The 17,505-nt window shown below is 67.9% G+C and carries 13 protein-coding genes; 10 read left to right on the top strand and 3 right to left on the bottom strand.

What is annotated here, in order from left to right; translation table 11 throughout:
* Window positions 1-4 precede the first annotated feature (4 nt).
* From ACM2ZB_RS11990 to ACM2ZB_RS11950, 9 genes are all read left to right on the top strand, one after another.
* On the top strand, window positions 5-2,152 hold the full coding sequence (locus tag ACM2ZB_RS11990) for a glycosyl transferase family protein (protein WP_416055583.1): 2,148 nt from the start codon (window positions 5-7) through the stop codon (window positions 2,150-2,152).
* Window positions 2,149-4,968 (top strand): NfrA family protein, encoded by a 2,820-nt coding sequence (locus ACM2ZB_RS11985; protein WP_416055582.1) that lies wholly within the window; start codon window positions 2,149-2,151, stop codon window positions 4,966-4,968. The genes ACM2ZB_RS11990 and ACM2ZB_RS11985 overlap by 4 nt, the downstream gene beginning before the upstream one ends.
* Window positions 4,969-4,989: 21 nt before the next feature.
* Window positions 4,990-6,030 carry an alginate O-acetyltransferase AlgX-related protein gene (locus tag ACM2ZB_RS11980; RefSeq protein WP_313440197.1) on the top strand — a complete coding sequence of 347 codons (1,041 nt, stop codon included), beginning with the start codon at window positions 4,990-4,992 and terminating at the stop codon, window positions 6,028-6,030.
* 4 nt (window positions 6,031-6,034) lie between these two features.
* Window positions 6,035-7,159: an alginate O-acetyltransferase AlgX-related protein gene (locus tag ACM2ZB_RS11975; RefSeq protein ID WP_416055581.1), complete on the top strand. Its 1,125-nt coding sequence runs from the start codon at window positions 6,035-6,037 to the stop codon at window positions 7,157-7,159.
* Between the two features lie 13 nt (window positions 7,160-7,172).
* Window positions 7,173-8,753 carry an MBOAT family O-acyltransferase gene (locus tag ACM2ZB_RS11970; RefSeq protein ID WP_416055580.1) on the top strand — a complete coding sequence of 527 codons (1,581 nt, stop codon included), beginning with the start codon at window positions 7,173-7,175 and terminating at the stop codon, window positions 8,751-8,753.
* Between the two features lie 16 nt (window positions 8,754-8,769).
* Complete coding sequence (locus tag ACM2ZB_RS11965) at window positions 8,770-9,003, top strand: acyl carrier protein (protein WP_313440191.1); 234 nt, start codon at window positions 8,770-8,772, stop codon at window positions 9,001-9,003.
* A 119-nt stretch (window positions 9,004-9,122) separates the two neighbouring features.
* Window positions 9,123-10,601, top strand: a complete 1,479-nt coding sequence (locus ACM2ZB_RS11960) for an AMP-binding protein (protein ID WP_416055579.1) — start codon at window positions 9,123-9,125, stop codon at window positions 10,599-10,601.
* A complete protein-coding gene (locus ACM2ZB_RS11955; RefSeq protein ID WP_416055578.1) occupies window positions 10,598-11,284 on the top strand; it encodes an alginate O-acetyltransferase AlgF in 687 nt (228 codons plus the stop codon). Before ACM2ZB_RS11960 ends, ACM2ZB_RS11955 begins: the two co-directional genes overlap by 4 nt.
* A 4-nt stretch (window positions 11,285-11,288) precedes the next feature.
* Window positions 11,289-12,422, top strand: a complete 1,134-nt coding sequence (locus tag ACM2ZB_RS11950; RefSeq protein ID WP_416055577.1) for an acyl-CoA dehydrogenase family protein — start codon at window positions 11,289-11,291, stop codon at window positions 12,420-12,422.
* A gap of 60 nt (window positions 12,423-12,482) precedes the next feature.
* Here ACM2ZB_RS11950 and ACM2ZB_RS11945 read toward each other — a convergent pair whose 3' ends face one another.
* From ACM2ZB_RS11945 to ettA, 3 genes are all read right to left on the bottom strand, one after another.
* Window positions 12,483-13,481, bottom strand: a complete 999-nt coding sequence (locus ACM2ZB_RS11945) for a DUF4434 domain-containing protein (RefSeq protein WP_416055576.1) — start codon at window positions 13,479-13,481, stop codon at window positions 12,483-12,485.
* A 97-nt stretch (window positions 13,482-13,578) separates the two neighbouring features.
* Window positions 13,579-14,895, bottom strand: a complete 1,317-nt coding sequence (locus tag ACM2ZB_RS11940) for an NCS2 family permease (protein WP_313440181.1) — start codon at window positions 14,893-14,895, stop codon at window positions 13,579-13,581.
* Window positions 14,896-15,012: 117 nt separating this feature from the next.
* Entirely contained in the window at window positions 15,013-16,677 is a 1,665-nt protein-coding gene (gene ettA / locus ACM2ZB_RS11935) for an energy-dependent translational throttle protein EttA (protein ID WP_079220603.1), read from the bottom strand.
* A 254-nt stretch (window positions 16,678-16,931) separates the two neighbouring features.
* Here ettA and ACM2ZB_RS11930 point away from each other — a divergent pair, with 254 nt between their 5' ends.
* Complete coding sequence (locus tag ACM2ZB_RS11930; protein ID WP_416055575.1) at window positions 16,932-17,429, top strand: RcnB family protein; 498 nt, start codon at window positions 16,932-16,934, stop codon at window positions 17,427-17,429.
* The last annotated feature ends 76 nt before the right edge of the window (window positions 17,430-17,505 follow it).

Below are 17,505 nucleotides of genomic sequence, written 5' to 3'. Positions count from 1 at the left end.
CGTCGTGGACGGTCTGTTCTGGAACATCCAGCTGGCCAACTACTACGCCGCCCTGGAAACAGTGGCGGCCGTAGTGGCCGTGCTGATCCTGATCTCCAGCCTCGATGACCTGTTCATCGACCTCTGGTACTGGACCCGCGAAACCTGGCGCACGCTGACGGTGAAGAAGCGCCGTGAGTACAAGCCGCTCACCCAGCAGGACCTGCTGCAGCGGCCGGAACAACCGCTGGCGATCATGGTGCCGGCGTGGATGGAATACGACGTCATCGCGCAGATGGTCGAGAACATGATCAACGTGCTCGATTACCGCGAGTACGTGGTGTTCGTCGGTACCTATCCCAACGACCAGGCGACCATCGATGAAGTGGAGCGCATGCGCCGCCGCTACAAGCGCCTGCGCCGGGTGGAGGTGCCGCACGATGGGCCCACCAGCAAGGCCGACTGCCTGAACTGGCTGATCCTGTCGATCTTCGACTACGAGAAGCGCCACGACATCGAGTTCGCCGGTGTCATCCTGCACGACAGCGAAGACGTGCTGCACCCCATGGAGCTGCGCTTCTTCAATTACCTGCTGCCGCGCAAGGACATGATCCAGCTGCCGGTCACCTCGCTGGACCGCGAGTGGTATGAACTGGTGGCCGGCGTTTACATGGATGAGTTCGCCGAATGGCACGCCAAGGACCTGGTGGTGCGCGAAAGCGTGTCCGGCATGGTGCCTTCGGCCGGCGTCGGCACCTGCTTTTCGCGGCGCGCGCTGCTGGCGCTGAGCGAAGAGACCGACAACCAGCCCTTCAACACCGACAGCCTCACCGAGGATTACGACGTCGGTGCGCGCCTGGCGGCGATGGGCATGCATTCGATCTTCGCCCGCTTCCCCGTGCAGTTCCTGGTGCGCCGGCCGTCCTGGTTCGGCTGGGGCCCGGTGCGCGAACGCACCCAGAACATGGCGCTGTGCGTGCGCGAGTATTTCCCCGACAACTTCCGCGCCTCGTACCGGCAGAAGGCGCGCTGGGTGCTGGGTATCGGCCTGCAGAGCTGGGAAACCCTGGGCTGGCGCGGTTCGCTGGCCACCAAGTACCTGTTGGCGCGCGATCGCAAGGGCATCATCACCTCCTTCGTCAGCATCATCGCCTACCTCATCTTCCTGCAGCTGCTGCTGTTCTGGCTGCTGAAGGTGACCGGCGTATGGACCCTGCAGTACCCCAGCGTGTTCCAGGCCGGCACCTGGCAGATGAACATCGCGCTGCTGACCACCGCCGCCCTGGCCAGCCGCGTGGTGCAGCGCTTCTACTTCGTCAACCTGCTGTACGGCTGGGAACACGCGTTGATGTCGATCCCGCGCATGGTGGTCGGCAACATGGTCAACTTCATGGCGACCGCGCGTGCGTGGAAGATGTTCCTGGCCTACCTGCTGTTCGGCAAGCGCATGGTCTGGGACAAGACCATGCACGACTTCCCCGATGCATCGGCACTGGTGCAGACGCGCAAGCGCCTGGGCGAACTGCTGACCACCTGGCAGGCCATCGAACCCGAACGCCTGGAAGAAGCACTGCAGCAGCAGCAGGGCGGGCGCCAGCAGCCACTGGGCCGCATCCTGCTGTCGCAGGGCTGGCTGGATGATGAAACCCTGGCCGAGGCCATCGCCTTCCAGGGCGACCTGCAGCGTGCGGTGATCGATGTCGACTACCTGTCCGCAGGCGATTTCCCGGTCAGTGTCGATGCCTGTGTGCAGTGGCGCATGCTGCCGCTGCCACAGCTGCAGCCGGGTACCTTGCGGCTGGCCGTGGCCAACCCGCTGTCCGACGCCGCGCTGGCCCTGCTCAAGCAGGAAACCGGCAACGCCCATGTTGAACAGAGCGTGGCCCGCGAAAGCGAGATCAACGCAGGCCTGCGCCTGATCGGTGGCGCTGAACAGTGGCGTATCGATACCGTGCCGCTGCTGGGTGACCTGCTGGTGGAAATGCGCCTGATCGACCATGCGCGGTTCGAGATCGCCCTGGACGAATACAAGCCGCAGCGCGACGGCCGCATTGGCGATTACCTGGTGACCAAGGGCATCGCCAGCGAGGATGCTGTTGCCAAGGCCATGGAAGAACAACGCCGCCGTGCGGCGATGCTGCAGTCGCCGCCTCCCGGAGTCGTATCGGCATGAAGACCACGCTGCTGTCCACCGTCATCGCTGTCGCCCTGGCCGCTGCCGCACCGGCCTATGCGCAGGCGGACGCGGCACTGCCGCTGTCCGGCCCGGCCTACCGCCTGGCCGAACAGGCGTTTTCGGCCTACGAGCGCGGCGACTACAGCGCCGCCTACCGCCAGGCCAGCGAAGCCTCGCGGCTGCGCCCGGACGTGGTGCGTCTGCGCCTGCTGCAGATCTATTCGCTGCAGAAGCTGGGCCGCGCCGATGAAGCGCGGCAGCAGGCGCGCAGCGCATTGAATGCCGGCCTGAAAGACCCGGCATTGCCGGCGCTGGCGACCGCACCGGCGTCTGCGGCGGGTGCTGCGGGCGGCGCGCGCGCGGCACCGGCGGCGCGGCAGACCCCGGCCGAACGCGCCTACCAGCAGTCCTTCGCGATCGCCACCGAAGCCTATAGCGCCTACAACAACGACCAGATGGCGGTGGCCGCCAGCAAGGCCGAGCAGGCCTTCCGCCAGCAGCCGCAGCAGGGGGCATGGGCAATGCTGTGGGTGGCATCGCTGGAAGCGCAGCAGCAGCTGGAACAGGCCGACGCCGCCGCTGCCACCGCGCTGCAGCTGGGCGCCCCCAACGTGGCCGACCTGCGCGCCAAGCGCGTGGCGCTGGGCCGCCAGCGCGCGGTGAAGCCGGCACAGGATGGCTACCAGGCGCTCATCTCGCAGGATTTCAGTGCCGCCACCGGCTTCGCCCGCGAAGCGGTGGCACGCGCCCCCGACGTGGCCTCGCACCGCCTGCTGCTGATGACATCGCAGCTGCTGGACGGGCAGCTGGTCGACGCCGAACACACCGCCGACCAGGCGCTGGACAACGACCAGGACGACACCGTCGCCCTGGTCATGCGTGCCTACCTGCGCCAGCGCCAGGGACACACCGAACAGGCCAACGCCGATTTCGATGCGGCGCTGAAACAGGATTGGCTCGATGGCCAGCAGCAGCGCAACGTGCGCCTGCTGGCGGTCGATGCTGCCGTGGCCGCCGGCGACCGCGAGCGCGCCACCGCGCTGCTGGCACCGCTGCAGGCCGATACCCTGGCCGACGAGGACGAGAAAGCCCAGCAGGGCATCCGCCAGGCCATCGCCGAACGCGGCAAGGCCATCCGCAATGCGCGTGCCGGCCAGACCCTCACCCTGCAGTCCTACCCGGCGCCGTTCCAGCAGTGCCGCGACACGCCCTATGGCACCCAGTGCGAACTGATGCCTGCCGATCTGCAGGGCGACGGCGGTGCGGCGCAGCGTGCGTATGCGGCCTACGGCCGGCAGGACTACCAGCAGGCCATCAATGAAGCGCGCCAGGCCGTGCAGGAAACGCCGGACAACGCGACGCTGCAGGGCCTGCTGACCACCACCCTGGCGGCCGGCAACCACGGCCAGCAGGCCGAGGCACGGCAGCGCCTGGATACTGCCCTGGCCACGCACCCGGACGATGCCGGCCTGCTGATGCAGCGCGGCTACCTCAACCAGGCCGCGCGCGAGCCCGAACTGGCCCTGGCCGATTTCCGCGCCGCCGAAGCCACCGGCAAGGCGCCCAAGACCGTGGTGATGGACCAGGCCTATGCCAGCGCCGCCAGTGGTGACCATCGCCAGGCGGTCACCCTGCTGCGCGGTGCCATCGATGCCGCCGACGCCGGCCAGCTGCCGCTGGACAAGGCGCAGCGCTACAACACCCGCAGTGCCATCGCAGGCTATTCGCGCGACTGGGGCGTGACCGCCTCGGCCGGCTACCGCGGTTCGCGCCAGGCCGCCACCAACCTGGGCGGTGCGTCGATCAGCACGCCCGGTGCCTCGGTGTTCGGCACGCTGGAAGCGTTCTGGCGGCCGCAGGCGACCAACAACCAGCACGGCACGCTGGAGCTGTACGCACGCATCGCCAATACGCTGTACGACGAAGGTGGCACGTTCGAATCGCTGCTGTTCGTGGACCCGTGCACGGGTGTGGAGACGCCCGATGCCCGCGAACGCGCCGAACGCCTCAGCCGTTCGCGTTCGATTGCCGGCTGGCCCTCCACCGTCGGTTCGTTCGGCGCGCGTTATTCCTTCGGCCAGACCGGCCTCAGTGTGGGCCTGGAGCGCCGCCAGTTCCTCGGCAGCGCGACGCGTCGTGGCGGCATCTACGCCGATTCGGCCGCCATGCGCTGCCAGATCCAGATCGAATCCGAACGCCCGCTGCAGGCCAACCTGCTGGCGCGTTATCGCCTGAACGACAGTGCCGGTGGCTGGATGACCTATGCCACCTACGGCTTCTACCAGGGCACCGGCGTGCGTACTGATGTCACCCAGTGGTGGACGATCAGCGGCTACGCCCAGGCCGGCCTGAGCTGGGACGACAACCGCGCGCACTTCACCGTCGATGCGCTCGACGCCAACGGTGAACCGTCGCAGCGCGTGAGTGAGTCCACCGGGCGACTGCGCCGCCAGCAGGCCTTCGCCGCGGCCGAACTGCGCGCCGGCCGCAACTACCGTTTCGGTGCCGACCAGACCCGCTGGCTGCTGACCCCGTACGTGGTGCTGGGCGCGGACTGGCAGGACCAGCGTTCGCGCGTGCGCGGCATCGACTACCCCGGCATCGGCCCGCAGTCGTTCGCCCTGTCCGATACCCAGCGCAGCTGGTCGCTCGGGGCCGGTCCCGGCGTCGGCCTGCGTTACTGGTTCCGCGAGGACCATTACAACGCGGCACGGTCGTACCTGGACCTGTCCGTGTCCTACCGCTTCGCCATCGGTGGCGGCGATACCCAGCGGGCCAAGGGCCTGTTCGCCGCTGCCACCCTGTACTACTGACTCTGCATGAAGGATCTGCCGATGAAGCTTCTGCACGCCGCAACGCCCTCTGCAACGCCTGCGCGACGCCCGCGCGCGCTCCTGCTGGCCGCACTGTGTGCGCTGGCCGCGGCCGGTCCACTGCAGGCCCAGGCGCCGGCAGCACCGGTGGCGGCCGCCAACCAGGATTCGTCCATCGTGCTGACCGGCAAGGATGGCTGGCTGTTCCCCGCCTGGGGCAGCCTGACCGACGTGGATACCGCCGCCGTTGCCCGCAACACCGCGTTGATTGCCGAAGCACAGCGCACGCTGGCCGCCGCCGGGGTGAAGCTGCAGGTGCTGGTGCTGCCGGACAAGGCGCTGTTCTATGAGGACAAGCTGCCCGACGGGAAACACCTGGGCGATGCGGTGCGCGGTCGCTACGCGCTGGAACTGGACGGCCTGGCCAAGGCCCAGGTGGCGGCCGTCGATGCGCTGCAGGCCATGCGCCAGGTCAAGCAGGGCGGTCAGGACGTGTTCTACCGCAGCGACCAGCACTGGACCCAGCCGGCCGCCGATGCGGTCGCCACCGCGGTAGCGGCCAGGATCAAGGAACAGGTGCCGACCCTGGCCGGCCAAGCCGGCAGCGGCATGGCGCTGGGCAGCGAGATCAAGGAACGACGCTTCGGCGATCTGGCCGAACTGTTCCTCACCGACGAACAGCGCAAGGCGATCGGCCGCGATACCTTCACCGTGCGCCGCCAGGCCGAACAGCAGTCGCTGCTGGATGATGCGCCGGCACCGGTGCACGTGACCGGCCACAGCATGGTGCAGCCGTACTTCGGCTTCCCGCAGAAGCTGTCCAACCTGATCGACCGCCCGGTGTCGGTGAACTGGAAGCCGGGCAACGTCGGCCATTGGGTCATGCTGCTGGAATATCTGGAATCGCCCGAGTTCAAGCAGAACAAGCCGCAGGTGCTGGTCTGGCAGATGTTCGAACCGTCCTACCCGCAGGGCCCGGATGCACGCGGCCAGTGGGACAACGCATCGATCATGACGCCCGAGCAGTGGAAGGCGCGGCTGCACAAGGCACTGGGGCAGTAAACCGATGAATGCCCGCCCCGGGGCGCCTGCGCCCCTGCCACCTGCTGCCCCACCGCGCGCGCATCGGCTGACCGCGGTGGTGGTATCGGCCCTGCTGTTGATCGGCGCCTGCGCCGGCGGCTGGATGCTGGCCCACGCCAAGCTGCCGGCCGACAAGCTGCTGCCCTCCAAATGGGCCGATGGTGAAGCCGGCCAGGCGATCAACCAGGCGCTGCGCCTGCCGATCCAGAACGAAGGTGACCTGGCCGGTGCCGCGCTGCGTTACCGCCTGCTGGGCGACACCGGCGAACAGGTGGCCCTGGGCTGCCCGGACTGGCTGTTCTACCGCGACGGCCTGCGCCCGCAGCCCGGTGCCGGTGCCAAGGTGTTCAGCGACCGCGTGCGGTTGATGCAGCACTGGTCGCAGCAGCTGCAGGCCAAGGGCGTGCAGCTGCTGGTGGTGGTGGTGCCGGACAAGTCACGCATCGAGCAGGCCCATACCTGCGGCCTGCGTTACTCCGAACCGATGCGCGCCCGCTACGGGCAGTGGCAGCAGGCCCTGGCGTCGGCCCACGTGCCCAGCGTCGATCTGCTGCCGGTACTGTCCGGGCAGGAGGCGCCGGTGTTCTTCCGCACCGACGTGCACATGAACCGGATCGGCGCGCAGCGCGCCGCCGACGCCGTCACCGCTGCGGCGCTGCCGCTGCTGGGCGGGCAGGGTGGCCAGGCCTTCGACGTGGGCCCGCTGGGCGCACCGAAGCCGCGCATGGGCGACCTGATCGTGCTGGCCGGGCTGGAACACGCACCGCCGGCCTGGCGGCCCACGCTGGACCAGGAGCCGGAGCAGGTGATCGCCCCGGTCCGCAGCGGTGGCCTGCTGGATGACACCCCGCCGGTGGAGGTGCTGCTGCTGGGCAGTTCCAACGGCCGGCGCAGCCTGTTCGCCGAACGCCTGGGCCACGGCCTGGGGCGCGAGGTGTGGAACCAGAGCATGGATGGCGGCCAGTTCTCCGGCGCGCTGCTGACGGCGTGGCCGCAGCAGGCGACGTGGCCGCCCAGCCTGAAACTGGTGATCTGGGAATTCTCCGAAATGGCCCTGTCCCTGCCGCTGACCGAAGGCGAGCAGAAGGCACTGGCCGGTATCGACTGAGCGCCGACCGACCATGCTTTTCAACTCCTTCCTGTTCCTGCTGGTTTTCCTGCCGATCGCACTGGGCGTGCACTACCTGCTGGGCGCGCTGCAGCCCCGGCTGGCCGCCCTGTGGCTGTGCGTGGCCTCCATCGTGTTCTACGGCTGGTGGAACCCGCAGTTCGTGATCCTGCTGGCCGGCTCGATCCTGTTCAACTACCTGGTCAGCCTGGTCATCCTGTCACTGGCCAAGCGGCCGAAGCTGCAGCTGCTGGCCACCGCCTTCGGCGTGGCCGCCGACATCCTGCTGCTGGTGCACTACAAGTACTTCGCGGCGATGGTGAACTTCGTCCACGACATGGGCTTCAACGTGGGCGCGATGGACACGCTGATCCTGCCGCTGGGCATTTCCTTCTTCACTTTCACCCAGATCGGCTACCTGCTGGACTGCCGCGCCGGCGTGGTCAACGACCGCAGCCCGCTCAGCTACGTGCTGTTCGTGACCTTTTTCCCGCACCTGATCGCCGGCCCCATCCTGCACCACAAGGAGATGATGCCGCAGTTCAGCAAGCGCGAAACCTACCGTTTCCAGGCGGAAAACCTGTCCATCGGCGGCATGCTGTTCGTCATCGGCCTGGCCAAGAAGGTGCTGCTGGCCGACACCCTGGCGCCGTATGCCGACGCGGGCTTTGCATCCACCGGTGATGTGCAGTTCTGGGGCGCCTGGGCTACGGCGCTCACCTATGCGCTGCAGCTGTACTTCGATTTCTCCGGCTATTCGGACATGGCCCTGGGCCTGGCCCGCATGTTCGGCATCCGCTTCCCGCTGAACTTCAATTCGCCCTACAAGGCCACCAGCATCATCGACTTCTGGGCGCGCTGGCACATGACGCTCACCCGCTACATCACCGCCTACCTGTACTACCCGGTGGCGATGGCGGTCACCCGCTGGCGCACCCGCCATGGCCGTGCCACCGGCCCGGCCGCGGTGTCCACCGCCGGGGGCTTCCTGTCGATGATCGTGCTGCCCACGGTGTGGGCGATGGGCCTGGCCGGCATCTGGCATGGCGCCGGCCTGCAGTTCCTCATCTTCGGCCTGCTGCATGCGGGCTACCTGGCCATCAACCATGCCTGGCGCGTGTTTGTCGGCGGCCGCAAGCCGGCGGCCCTGCGCACGCTCAATCCGTTCCAGCATGCCGGCTATGTGCTGCTGACCTTCGGCGCGGTGCTGGTGGCGCAGGCGTTCTTCCGCGCCGATGGCGTGCATGACGCCTGGCAGCTGGTGCAGGGCATGTTCGGCGTGCGCGGCTGGGAAAGCATGGAAAACCTGGGCCACGTCGGTGGCCTGGCGCTGGCCGATGGCATGCGCCTGCTGCTGGGCCATCATCTGCAGCTACTGTACATCCTGGTGTCGCTGGCCATCGTTTGGCTGGCCCCGAACGCACACCAGATCATGGGCGTGTACTCGCCCTCGCTGGCCAAGCCCAACCCGGCCCCGCGCGCGTGGATGCGCTGGCAGCCGAACGTGGCGTGGCTGCTGCTGATGCTGGTCATGCTGGCGCTGTGCCTGCTGAACCTGCACAAAGAAACCCGTTTCCTTTACTTCCAGTTCTGACAAGGTGGATACCAACATGGACAAGCAGACGATCCAGAACCAGCTCATCGACATCGTCGAAGCGGTGATCGGCACGCGCGTGCAGCCGGACGAATACATGGAGTCGCTGTTCGACTCGATGTCCAAGGTGCAGCTGATGGTCGAGGTCAAGGACCGCCTGGGCGTGACCCTGCCGGTGGACGAGATCGATACCCTGGTCGATTCGGTGCAGGTGCTGGCCGACTACGTGGCCGGGCACGGCGCGCGCTGACCCTGGCTGCGTGGGTGCTGCCTGTAGAGCCGGGCCCGCGCTCGGCTGCTCTTCGCTGAACGTCCCAGCCGAGCATGGGCTCGGCTCTGCATCTCTTCAACGGCGCCGGAGATAGCGCGATGTACTTCGATTTCGATCACTGCCGCTTCGCCGACCTTGAGGTCGCACCGCAGGCCCCGGCCCTGCACGCCGCCGACGCCGTGATGGACTGGGCCAGCCTGTACCGCAGCACCCAGGAATGGATCGAACGTGCGCGCGCGGCCGGGCTGGCATCGGGCGATGCGCTGGTGCTGTCCGGGCACAAGGAATCGGCCTTCGTGGTGGCCATGCTTGGCTGCCTGGGCATGGGCGTGACCTACGTCCCGGTGGACAACATCAACCCGCAGGCACGCCTGCAGCGCATCACCACCCTGGTGCATGCGCGGGCGATCTACGATGCCGCCGCCGATGCCTTCCTGCCTGGCGCCGACGCACCACGTGCGCTGGCGGTGCCGGACCTGGCCTACATCATGTTCACCTCCGGCAGCACCGGCGATCCCAAGGGCGTGCAGATCGGCCGCGACAGCGTGGCGCTGTTCACCGGCTGGATCCGCGACTGCCTGGGCCTGGGCCCGGCGCCGGCCTTCATGAACCAGATGCTGTTCAGCTTCGACTTCTCGCTGTTCGACCTGTGCGGCTCGCTGGGGCTGGGCGGCTGCTGCGTGCTGTGCCCGCGCGATGTCATCGCCAGCAGCGAACACTTCGTCGACCACCTGCGCGATTCGAAGGTGGCGGTGTGGGCGTCCACGCCATCGTTCGTGCGCCAGCAGATCCTCAACCCGCGCTTCGATGCAGCCCATCTGCCGGATCTGCGCGTGTTCGTGTTCGGCGCCGAATCGCTCACCCCGCGCGTGGCCGAAGAACTGTGGGCCCGCTTCCCGCAGGTGCGCATCATCAATTCCTACGGGCCGACCGAAGCGACCTGTTCCACCACCTGGGTGGAGATCGACCCGGCCCTGCGTGCGGCTGCGCCCAATCCCTTCCCGATCGGCGTGGGCAAGCCCTATGCCGAAGTCTTTCTGGTGGACGGTGAAATCTGTATGGCTGGCGACCACGTCATGCGTGGCTACCTGGAGCGCCCGGACCTGGATGCCGGCGTGCTGTTCGAACACAACGGCAAGCGGGCCTACCGCAGCGGTGACCTGGGCGACCAGGACGAGCAGGGCCGGTTCTACTTCCGTGGCCGCCGCGATGACCAGATCAAGCTCAACGGCTACCGCATCGAACTGGCCGAGGTCGATGTCGGCCTGGCCCGCCTGCCCGGCGTGGTGGCCGGTGCGGCGGTGGTGCTGCGCCGGCCCGATGGCAGCCTGGTACGCATGATCGGCTTCATCGAAACCGCAGCGCCGGCAGCGGGCGAGCTGCAGCGCGTGCCCGATGCGCTGTCCGACTGGAAGGACCAGCTGGAACGCTACATGCCGCCCTACATGATCCCCTCGGAGCTGTTCGCGGTGGATGCCCTGCCGCAGACGATCAGCAACAAGGTCGATCGCAAGCAACTGGAGCAGCGCTACCAGACCCTGGCGCGCACGCTCCGCATGACGGAGAAACCTGCATGAACCTCTCGCTGAAACCGCTGTTCGCCGCCGCCCTGCTACTGGCACCGTGCGCCTCCTTCGCCCAGCAGGGCGCACCGGAAGGGCGCCTGGCCCAGCTGTATGCCGCCCGCCCGCCGGCCGGTTCGGCCTTCGTGCGCGTGCTCAACCCGGGTGCCGCCGCAGTGAAGGCCGGCGTGGCCAATGGTGCCGACCAGAACGTCGGCCCGGCGGCGCGCGCGACCCGTTATGCCATCGTTGAAGGTGGCAAGCCGTTCACCGTACGCGTGGCCGGCAAGCCCCGCACGCAGGCGGCGGTGGCCGCCGGCAGCTTCACCACCCTGGTGCTGGATGCCGCTGCACCGTCCAAGCCGGTGTCGGTGCTGGAAGACGGCGGTGGTACCAGCGATGCACTAAAGGCCGAGATCCGCTTCTACAACCTGGCCGGCGCCTGCGCGCAGGGCAAGCTGGCGATGGCGGACAAGGGCGCCGTGGTGTTCCCGGCGGTCGCGGCCGGGCGCAGTGCTGCGCGCGGCATCAACCCGGTGAAGGCGCGCCTGGTGGCCGGCTGCGGCGGCAAGGACAGCGCCCCGCTGGAACTGCCGGCCCTGCAGCCGGGCGACCACTACAGCCTGTTCCTGACCGGTACTGCCAGCGCCCCGGTGCTGCAGGGCCAGCTCAGTGGCACCGACGCGGTGGGCCGCTGATCCGATGTCCGATCGCCCTGTCTTCCGCGACGACCACGACCTGTTCCGCGAACAGGTGCGCCGCTTCATCGAAGAACGCATCGGCCCGCACTACCAGCAGTGGGAGCGCGATGGCATCACCCCGCGCGCGCTGTGGCTGGCCGCCGGCGATGCGGGCCTGCTGAACTGCCAGCTGCCCGAGCCCTATGGCCTGGGCGGTGATTTCGGCCACGCCGCCTGCGTGATCGAGGAACTGGCGCGTGCCAATTACCTTGGCATCGGCTTCTCGATCCATTCGGACATGGTGGCGCCGTACCTGATGCAGTACGCCACGCCAGCCGTGCGCGATGCCTGGCTGCCGAAGATGGCGCGCGGCGAGGCGATCGGTGCGATCGCGATGACCGAACCCGGCGCCGGCAGCGATCTGAAAACCATCCGCACGCGTGCCGAAGCGGTGGACGGCGGCTACCGCCTGAGCGGGCAGAAGACCTGGATCACCAACGGCAGCAATGCCGATGTTGCCGTGGTCGTGGCCACGGTCGCGCCGGAACTGGGTGCCGGTGGCCTCAGCCTGTTCTGCGTGGACCTGCAGCAACCCGGCGTCAGCCGTGGCGTGCCGATGGCCAAGGTCGGCCAGCATGCGCAGGACACCACCGAACTGTTCTTCGAAGACGTGATCGTGCCGGCCGACCATCTGCTGGGCGAAGAGCGGCGGGGTTTTGCCTACCTGGAGGAGCAGCTGGCGGCCGAACGCCTGGCCATCGCCCTGCGAGCGGCGGCCTCGGCCGAGGGCATGCTTCAGGAAACGGTGGACTACGTGCGCCAGCGCAAGGCCTTCGGCCGGTTGTTGATCGACCACCAGAACACCCGCTTCGTGCTCGCCTCGGCGGCCTCGCAGCTGGCCATGCTTCGCAGCTTCCTGGACCAGTGCCTGGGCGAGCAGATGGGCGGCCACCTGCTGCCGCTGCGCGCGGCCATGGCCAAGCTCAACGCCACCGAACTGCAGGGCAGGGTGCTGGACGACCTGCTGCAGCTGCATGGCGGCTACGGCTACAGCAGCGAATACGGCATCGGCCGCGCCTGGGCCGACGCCCGCGCACTGCGCATCTTCGGTGGCACCAGCGAAATTCTGCGCGAGATCATCGGCCGCGCGCTGTAGACGGGCGGGGTCGGATCCCATTCCAGAGGAATGGGCTCTGACCCCAGCCATCACAGCCCCCTACAACCCCCAGCGCCGGCGCAGTGCCGCCGCTTCCGGCGTGTCCTGCGACAGCCACGGGTCCAGTGCATACACCAGCACGTGCTCGGCGCCGCTGTCGCGCGCCCATGCCAGCTGCCGTTCGATACGCGCGGCATCGGCCGTTTCGCCCTTGAACTGGGTGCCGTCGTTGTTCTCACCCGGCAGCTCGCGGAACAGTTCGACGATGGCATCGAAGGCCACGCCGCGTTCGCGCAGGTGTCGGATCAGAGGTTGCAGCTGCTGCACGTTGCCGGCGCCGGCAACGCCCACGCCGTCCTGCACCATCGGCCGCAACGGGGCCTGTGCCAGCACCGCGTCCCACAGGGTCACCAGGTTGCCGTCGGTGGCCAAGCGGCTGAAGTAGCAGGACATCGCGCAGTCGCCACCGCGATCGGCAGTGGCCTGGACAAGGCCGTGCAGCCACTGCGCCAGCCACTGCTGGCGGGCCGGATCGGCCCAGTGGTACTGCTCGAGTTCGTAGGGCACGTACCAGCCATTGAAGGCCTGCAGGCGCGCCCACGGCGCCTGCGCCAGCCACGTGCGGGCCTGCGCCAGGCTGTCGGCGAAGAAGGCCTGCAGCGTTGCATCGTCGCCGGCGATGGCCTGCCACCAGCGTTGCTGGAACGGCAGGCCGACCCGCACCGCAATTCCCGCTTCGGCAGCGGCGGTGAACACCATGCGCACGCTGGTATCGGGCAGCGCCCAGTCATCGTCGGCGCCACCGATGATTCCGGTCCACTGCAGTACCAGTTGTCTGCAGCCCAGCTTGCGCGCCAATTGCAACGAGCGTTGCCAGTCCGCCATGCCCCACTGCAGGTGGCTGCGCCACGGCTGCAGGAAGGTGCCATCGACCTGTTCGGGCAGCGAGCAGCCGGGCAGGCCGGCCAACGCGGCGGCCACCGGTGCCAGCGCCGCGGCACGCAGCAGGCGCCGGCGCAGCGGCGAAGACGGATCGGAAGGCAGCACGGGCGGTGACATGCGCCCATCATCCCAGAGCACCGTGCGCAGCGGGTGAACCGCAGCGCCGACCGCGTGCCTCCGGTAGTGCCGGCCGCTGGCCGGCACCTCCTACCGCTTATTCCAGCGCGTAGCGCAGCACGAACAGCACCGCCACCAGCCACACCGCCGGGTGCACCTCGCGCCAGCGGCCGGTACCCGCCTTCAGCGCAGCATAGGCAATGAAGCCAAAGGCCAACCCGTTGGCGATGGAATAGGTGAACGGCATGGCCAACGCACACAGTGCCGCCGGCACCGATTCGGTCAGGTCGCTCCAGTCCACTTCCACCAGTTCGCGCAGCATCAGGCCGGCCACGAACAGCAGGGCAGGGGAGGTGGCGTAGGCAGGCACCATCGCCGCCAGCGGCGAGAACAGCAGCGCGGCCAGGAACAGCGCAGAAACGACCAGCGCGGTCAGCCCGGTGCGGCCACCCACCTGCACGCCCGAGGCGCTTTCGGCGAAGGCGGTGGTGCTGCTGGTGCCCAGCAGCGAACCGGCCACGATGGCGGTGCTGTCGGCCAGCAGCGCACGGCCGAAACGCTTCTGCGCACCTGGCAGCTTCAGCAGGCCGGCACGGCCGACCACGCCGTACAGGGTGCCGGTGGCATCGAACACTTCCACCAGCACGAACACCAGTACCACCTGCAGCAGCACCGCCAGCGGCGCGCCGCCGTCATGGTGCAGAAGACCGGGCAGGTCCAGCTGCAGGAAGGTCGGCGCCAGGCTGGGCGGCAGCGAGACCAGGCCGTGGTACTGCACATCACCCAACGCCCAGCCGGCGGCGGTCACCGCCAGGATGCCGATCAGGATCGCACCGCGCACGCGCCGCGCTTCCAGCACGGCAATCAGCAGGAAGCCACCCAGTGCCAGCAGCGGCGGTGCGGTGTTCAGCGGGCCCAGCGCCACCAGGGTGTCTTCGTTGCCGACGATCACCCCGGATTTCTGCAGAGCGATGATCGCCAGGAACAGGCCGATGCCGGCCACGATGGCCGAGCGCAGCGATGACGGAATGCCCGCCACCAGCCACGCGCGCACCCCCGTCAGCGACAGCACCAGGAACACCAGGCCGGAAATGAACACCGCGCCCAGCGCCTGCTGCCAGGGCAGGCCCGCCGCGCCCACCACCGTAAAGGCGAAGAACGCGTTCAGGCCCATGCCGGGTGCCATGCCGACCGGGAAGTTGGCGGCCAGCGCCATCACCGCCGAGCCCAGCGCTGCGGCCAGGCAGGTGGCCACGAACACCGCGCCGGCATCCATGCCGGTGGTGCCGAGAATTTCCGGATTGACGAAGACGATGTAGGACATCGTCAGGAAGGTGGTGACACCGGCCAGCAGCTCGGTGCGCACGGTGGTGCCGTGCTGTTGCAGCTGGAACAGGCGTTCGAACAGGGACATGGGGGTGCTCATTGGTAGATGCCGGCTGCTGGCCGGCATGCATGGACCGCGCGCATCCACAGCCGCAGCGGTCCACAGAATGAGAAAGGCCGCGCGAGCGCGGCCTTTCCGGTTGCCTTACTTCAGCGCCTTGAAGCGCAGGCGCTTCGGCGCAGCGTCGTCGCCCATGCGGCGGCGCTTGTCTTCTTCGTACTCGCGGTAGTTGCCCTGGAAGAACTCCACGTGCGAATCGCCTTCGAACGCCAGGATGTGGGTCGCGATGCGATCCAGGAACCAGCGGTCATGCGAGATGACGAAGGTGTTGCCCGGGAATTCCAGCAGCGCATCTTCCAGCGCACGCAGGGTTTCGATGTCCAGGTCGTTGGACGGTTCGTCGAGCAGCAGCACGTTGCCACCCTGCAGCAGGGTCTTGGCCATGTGCAGGCGGCCACGCTCACCACCGGACAGCGAACCGACCATCTTCTGCTGGTCCTGGCCCTTGAAGTTGAAGCGGCCGATGTAGGCGCGCGACTGGATCTCGATGCCGTTGATGTTGAGGATGTCCAGGCCGCCTGCGATTTCCTGGAAGACGTTGTGGTTGCCTTCCAGCGCGTCGCGGCTCTGGTCCACGTAGGACAGCTTCACGGTCGGGCCGACCACGATCTCGCCGGTGTCCGGCTTTTCCTGGCCGGTGATCATCTTGAACAGGGTCGACTTACCGGCACCGTTGGGGCCGATGATGCCGACGATGGCGCCGGCCGGCACCAGGAAGCTCAGGTTGTCGAACAGCAGGCGGTCGCCGAACTTCTTCGAGACGTTCTTGAATTCCATCACCGCGTTGCCCAGGCGCTCGCCCGGCGGGATGAAGATTTCATTGGTCTCGTTGCGCTTCTGGTAATCGACCGACTGCAGTTCTTCCAGGCGGGCCAGACGGGCCTTGCCCTTGGTGCGGCCACCCTTGGCGTTCTGGCGCGACCACTCCAGTTCCTTCTGGATCGCCTTCTGGCGGGCCTTTTCCTGGTTGTCTTCCTGCTTCAGGCGCTCATCCTTCTGGGTCAGCCAGTCGGTGTAGTTGCCCTTCCACGGAATGCCGCGGCCGCGGTCCAGTTCCAGGATCCACTCGGCGGCATTGTCCAGGAAGTAGCGGTCATGGGTGACCGCCACGACGGTGCCGGTGTAACGGGCCAGGAACTGTTCCAGCCATTCCACCGACTCGGCGTCCAGGTGGTTGGTCGGTTCGTCGAGCAGCAGCATGTCCGGCTTCTGCAGCAGCAGGCGGCACAGCGCCACGCGGCGCTTTTCACCACCGGACAGCTTGCCGACCACGGCATCCCACGGCGGCAGGCGCAGCGCATCGGCGGCCACGTCCAGCTGGTTTTCCAGGGTGTGCGCATCGCCCGCGGCCAGGATCGCCTCCAGGCGCTCCTGTTCCTTGGCCAGCGCATCGAAATCGGCGCCTTCCTCGGCATAGGCCGTGTAGACCGCGTCCAGCGCAGCCTGGGCCTGCAGCACTTCGCCCACGCCTTCTTCCACCGCTTCACGCACGGTCTTGGTCGGGTCCAGCTCCGGTTCCTGCGCCAGGTAGCCGACCTTGATGCCGGCCTGCGGGCGGGCTTCGCCCTCGAAATCGGTGTCCACGCCGGCCATGATCTTCAGCACGGTGGACTTGCCGGCGCCGTTCAGGCCCAGCAGGCCGATCTTCGCGCCCGGGAAGAAGGACAGCGAGATGTCCTTGATGATCTGCCGCTTGGGCGGAACCACCTTGGACACGCGGTTCATGGTGTAGATGTATTGCGAGGACATGAGGTCTCCGTAGGGGCGCGGCCCTGCACCCGTCCGTCAGCGGGAAGATCCCGGACGACAGCGGGCACAGACTGAATGGAATACCCCCAATTATAGCCGGAACCGGTTCCCGCCCGCGCCCGGTCAGGGCCGCCGGGCTGGCCGTCGCCTGAATACACGGTCAGGCTCCTGCAGCGGGAAGCGTTTCCAGCCGGAAACGGTTCAGATCGGATGCGCAATATGGGCTCACCACCCACCGCAAGCCGAGGTCTGTCATGCGCATCAATCGAATCGTGGCCGGGGCCATGGCCTCTGTGCTGGCGCTGGGCGCCGTCACCCCGGCCTTTGCCGACAATGACCACCGTGACCACCGTGACCACCGTGACCGCCGTGAGTGGCGCGAAGACCGCCGCGACGATCGTCGCGAGTACCGCCATGACGTTCGCGAGGCCCGCCGCGACTACGAGCGTGACCGCCGCGAGGCGCGCCATGACTGGCGCCGCGACCATGACCGCCGCTACTACCGTCCGGCGCCGCCGCCGCCGCGCGTGGTCTACCGGCCCGGCTATCGCCCGGGCCCGGGCTACGGCTGGCAGGTCGGCCACCGATACCGCGATTACTACCGTGGGCCGGTGTACGTGGTGAACGACTACCCGCGCTACCACCTGCGTCGCCCGCCGTATGGTCACCAGTGGATCCGCGATGATCGCGGCAACATGCTGCTGGTGGCCATCGCCACCGGCGTGATCGCCCAGTACGTGCTCAGCCGCTGAGGCGGCAACGGGGTCGGAGCCCTTTCCAGGGGAAAGGGCTCTGACCCCATCCAGGCAACGGGGTCAGAGCCCTTCC

Source organism: Stenotrophomonas maltophilia, assembly GCF_047782825.1.
GTDB lineage: Bacteria > Pseudomonadota > Gammaproteobacteria > Xanthomonadales > Xanthomonadaceae > Stenotrophomonas.
The sequence above is the reverse complement of the archived record's forward strand: the minus strand, read 5'-3'. Positions and strand labels throughout refer to the sequence as shown.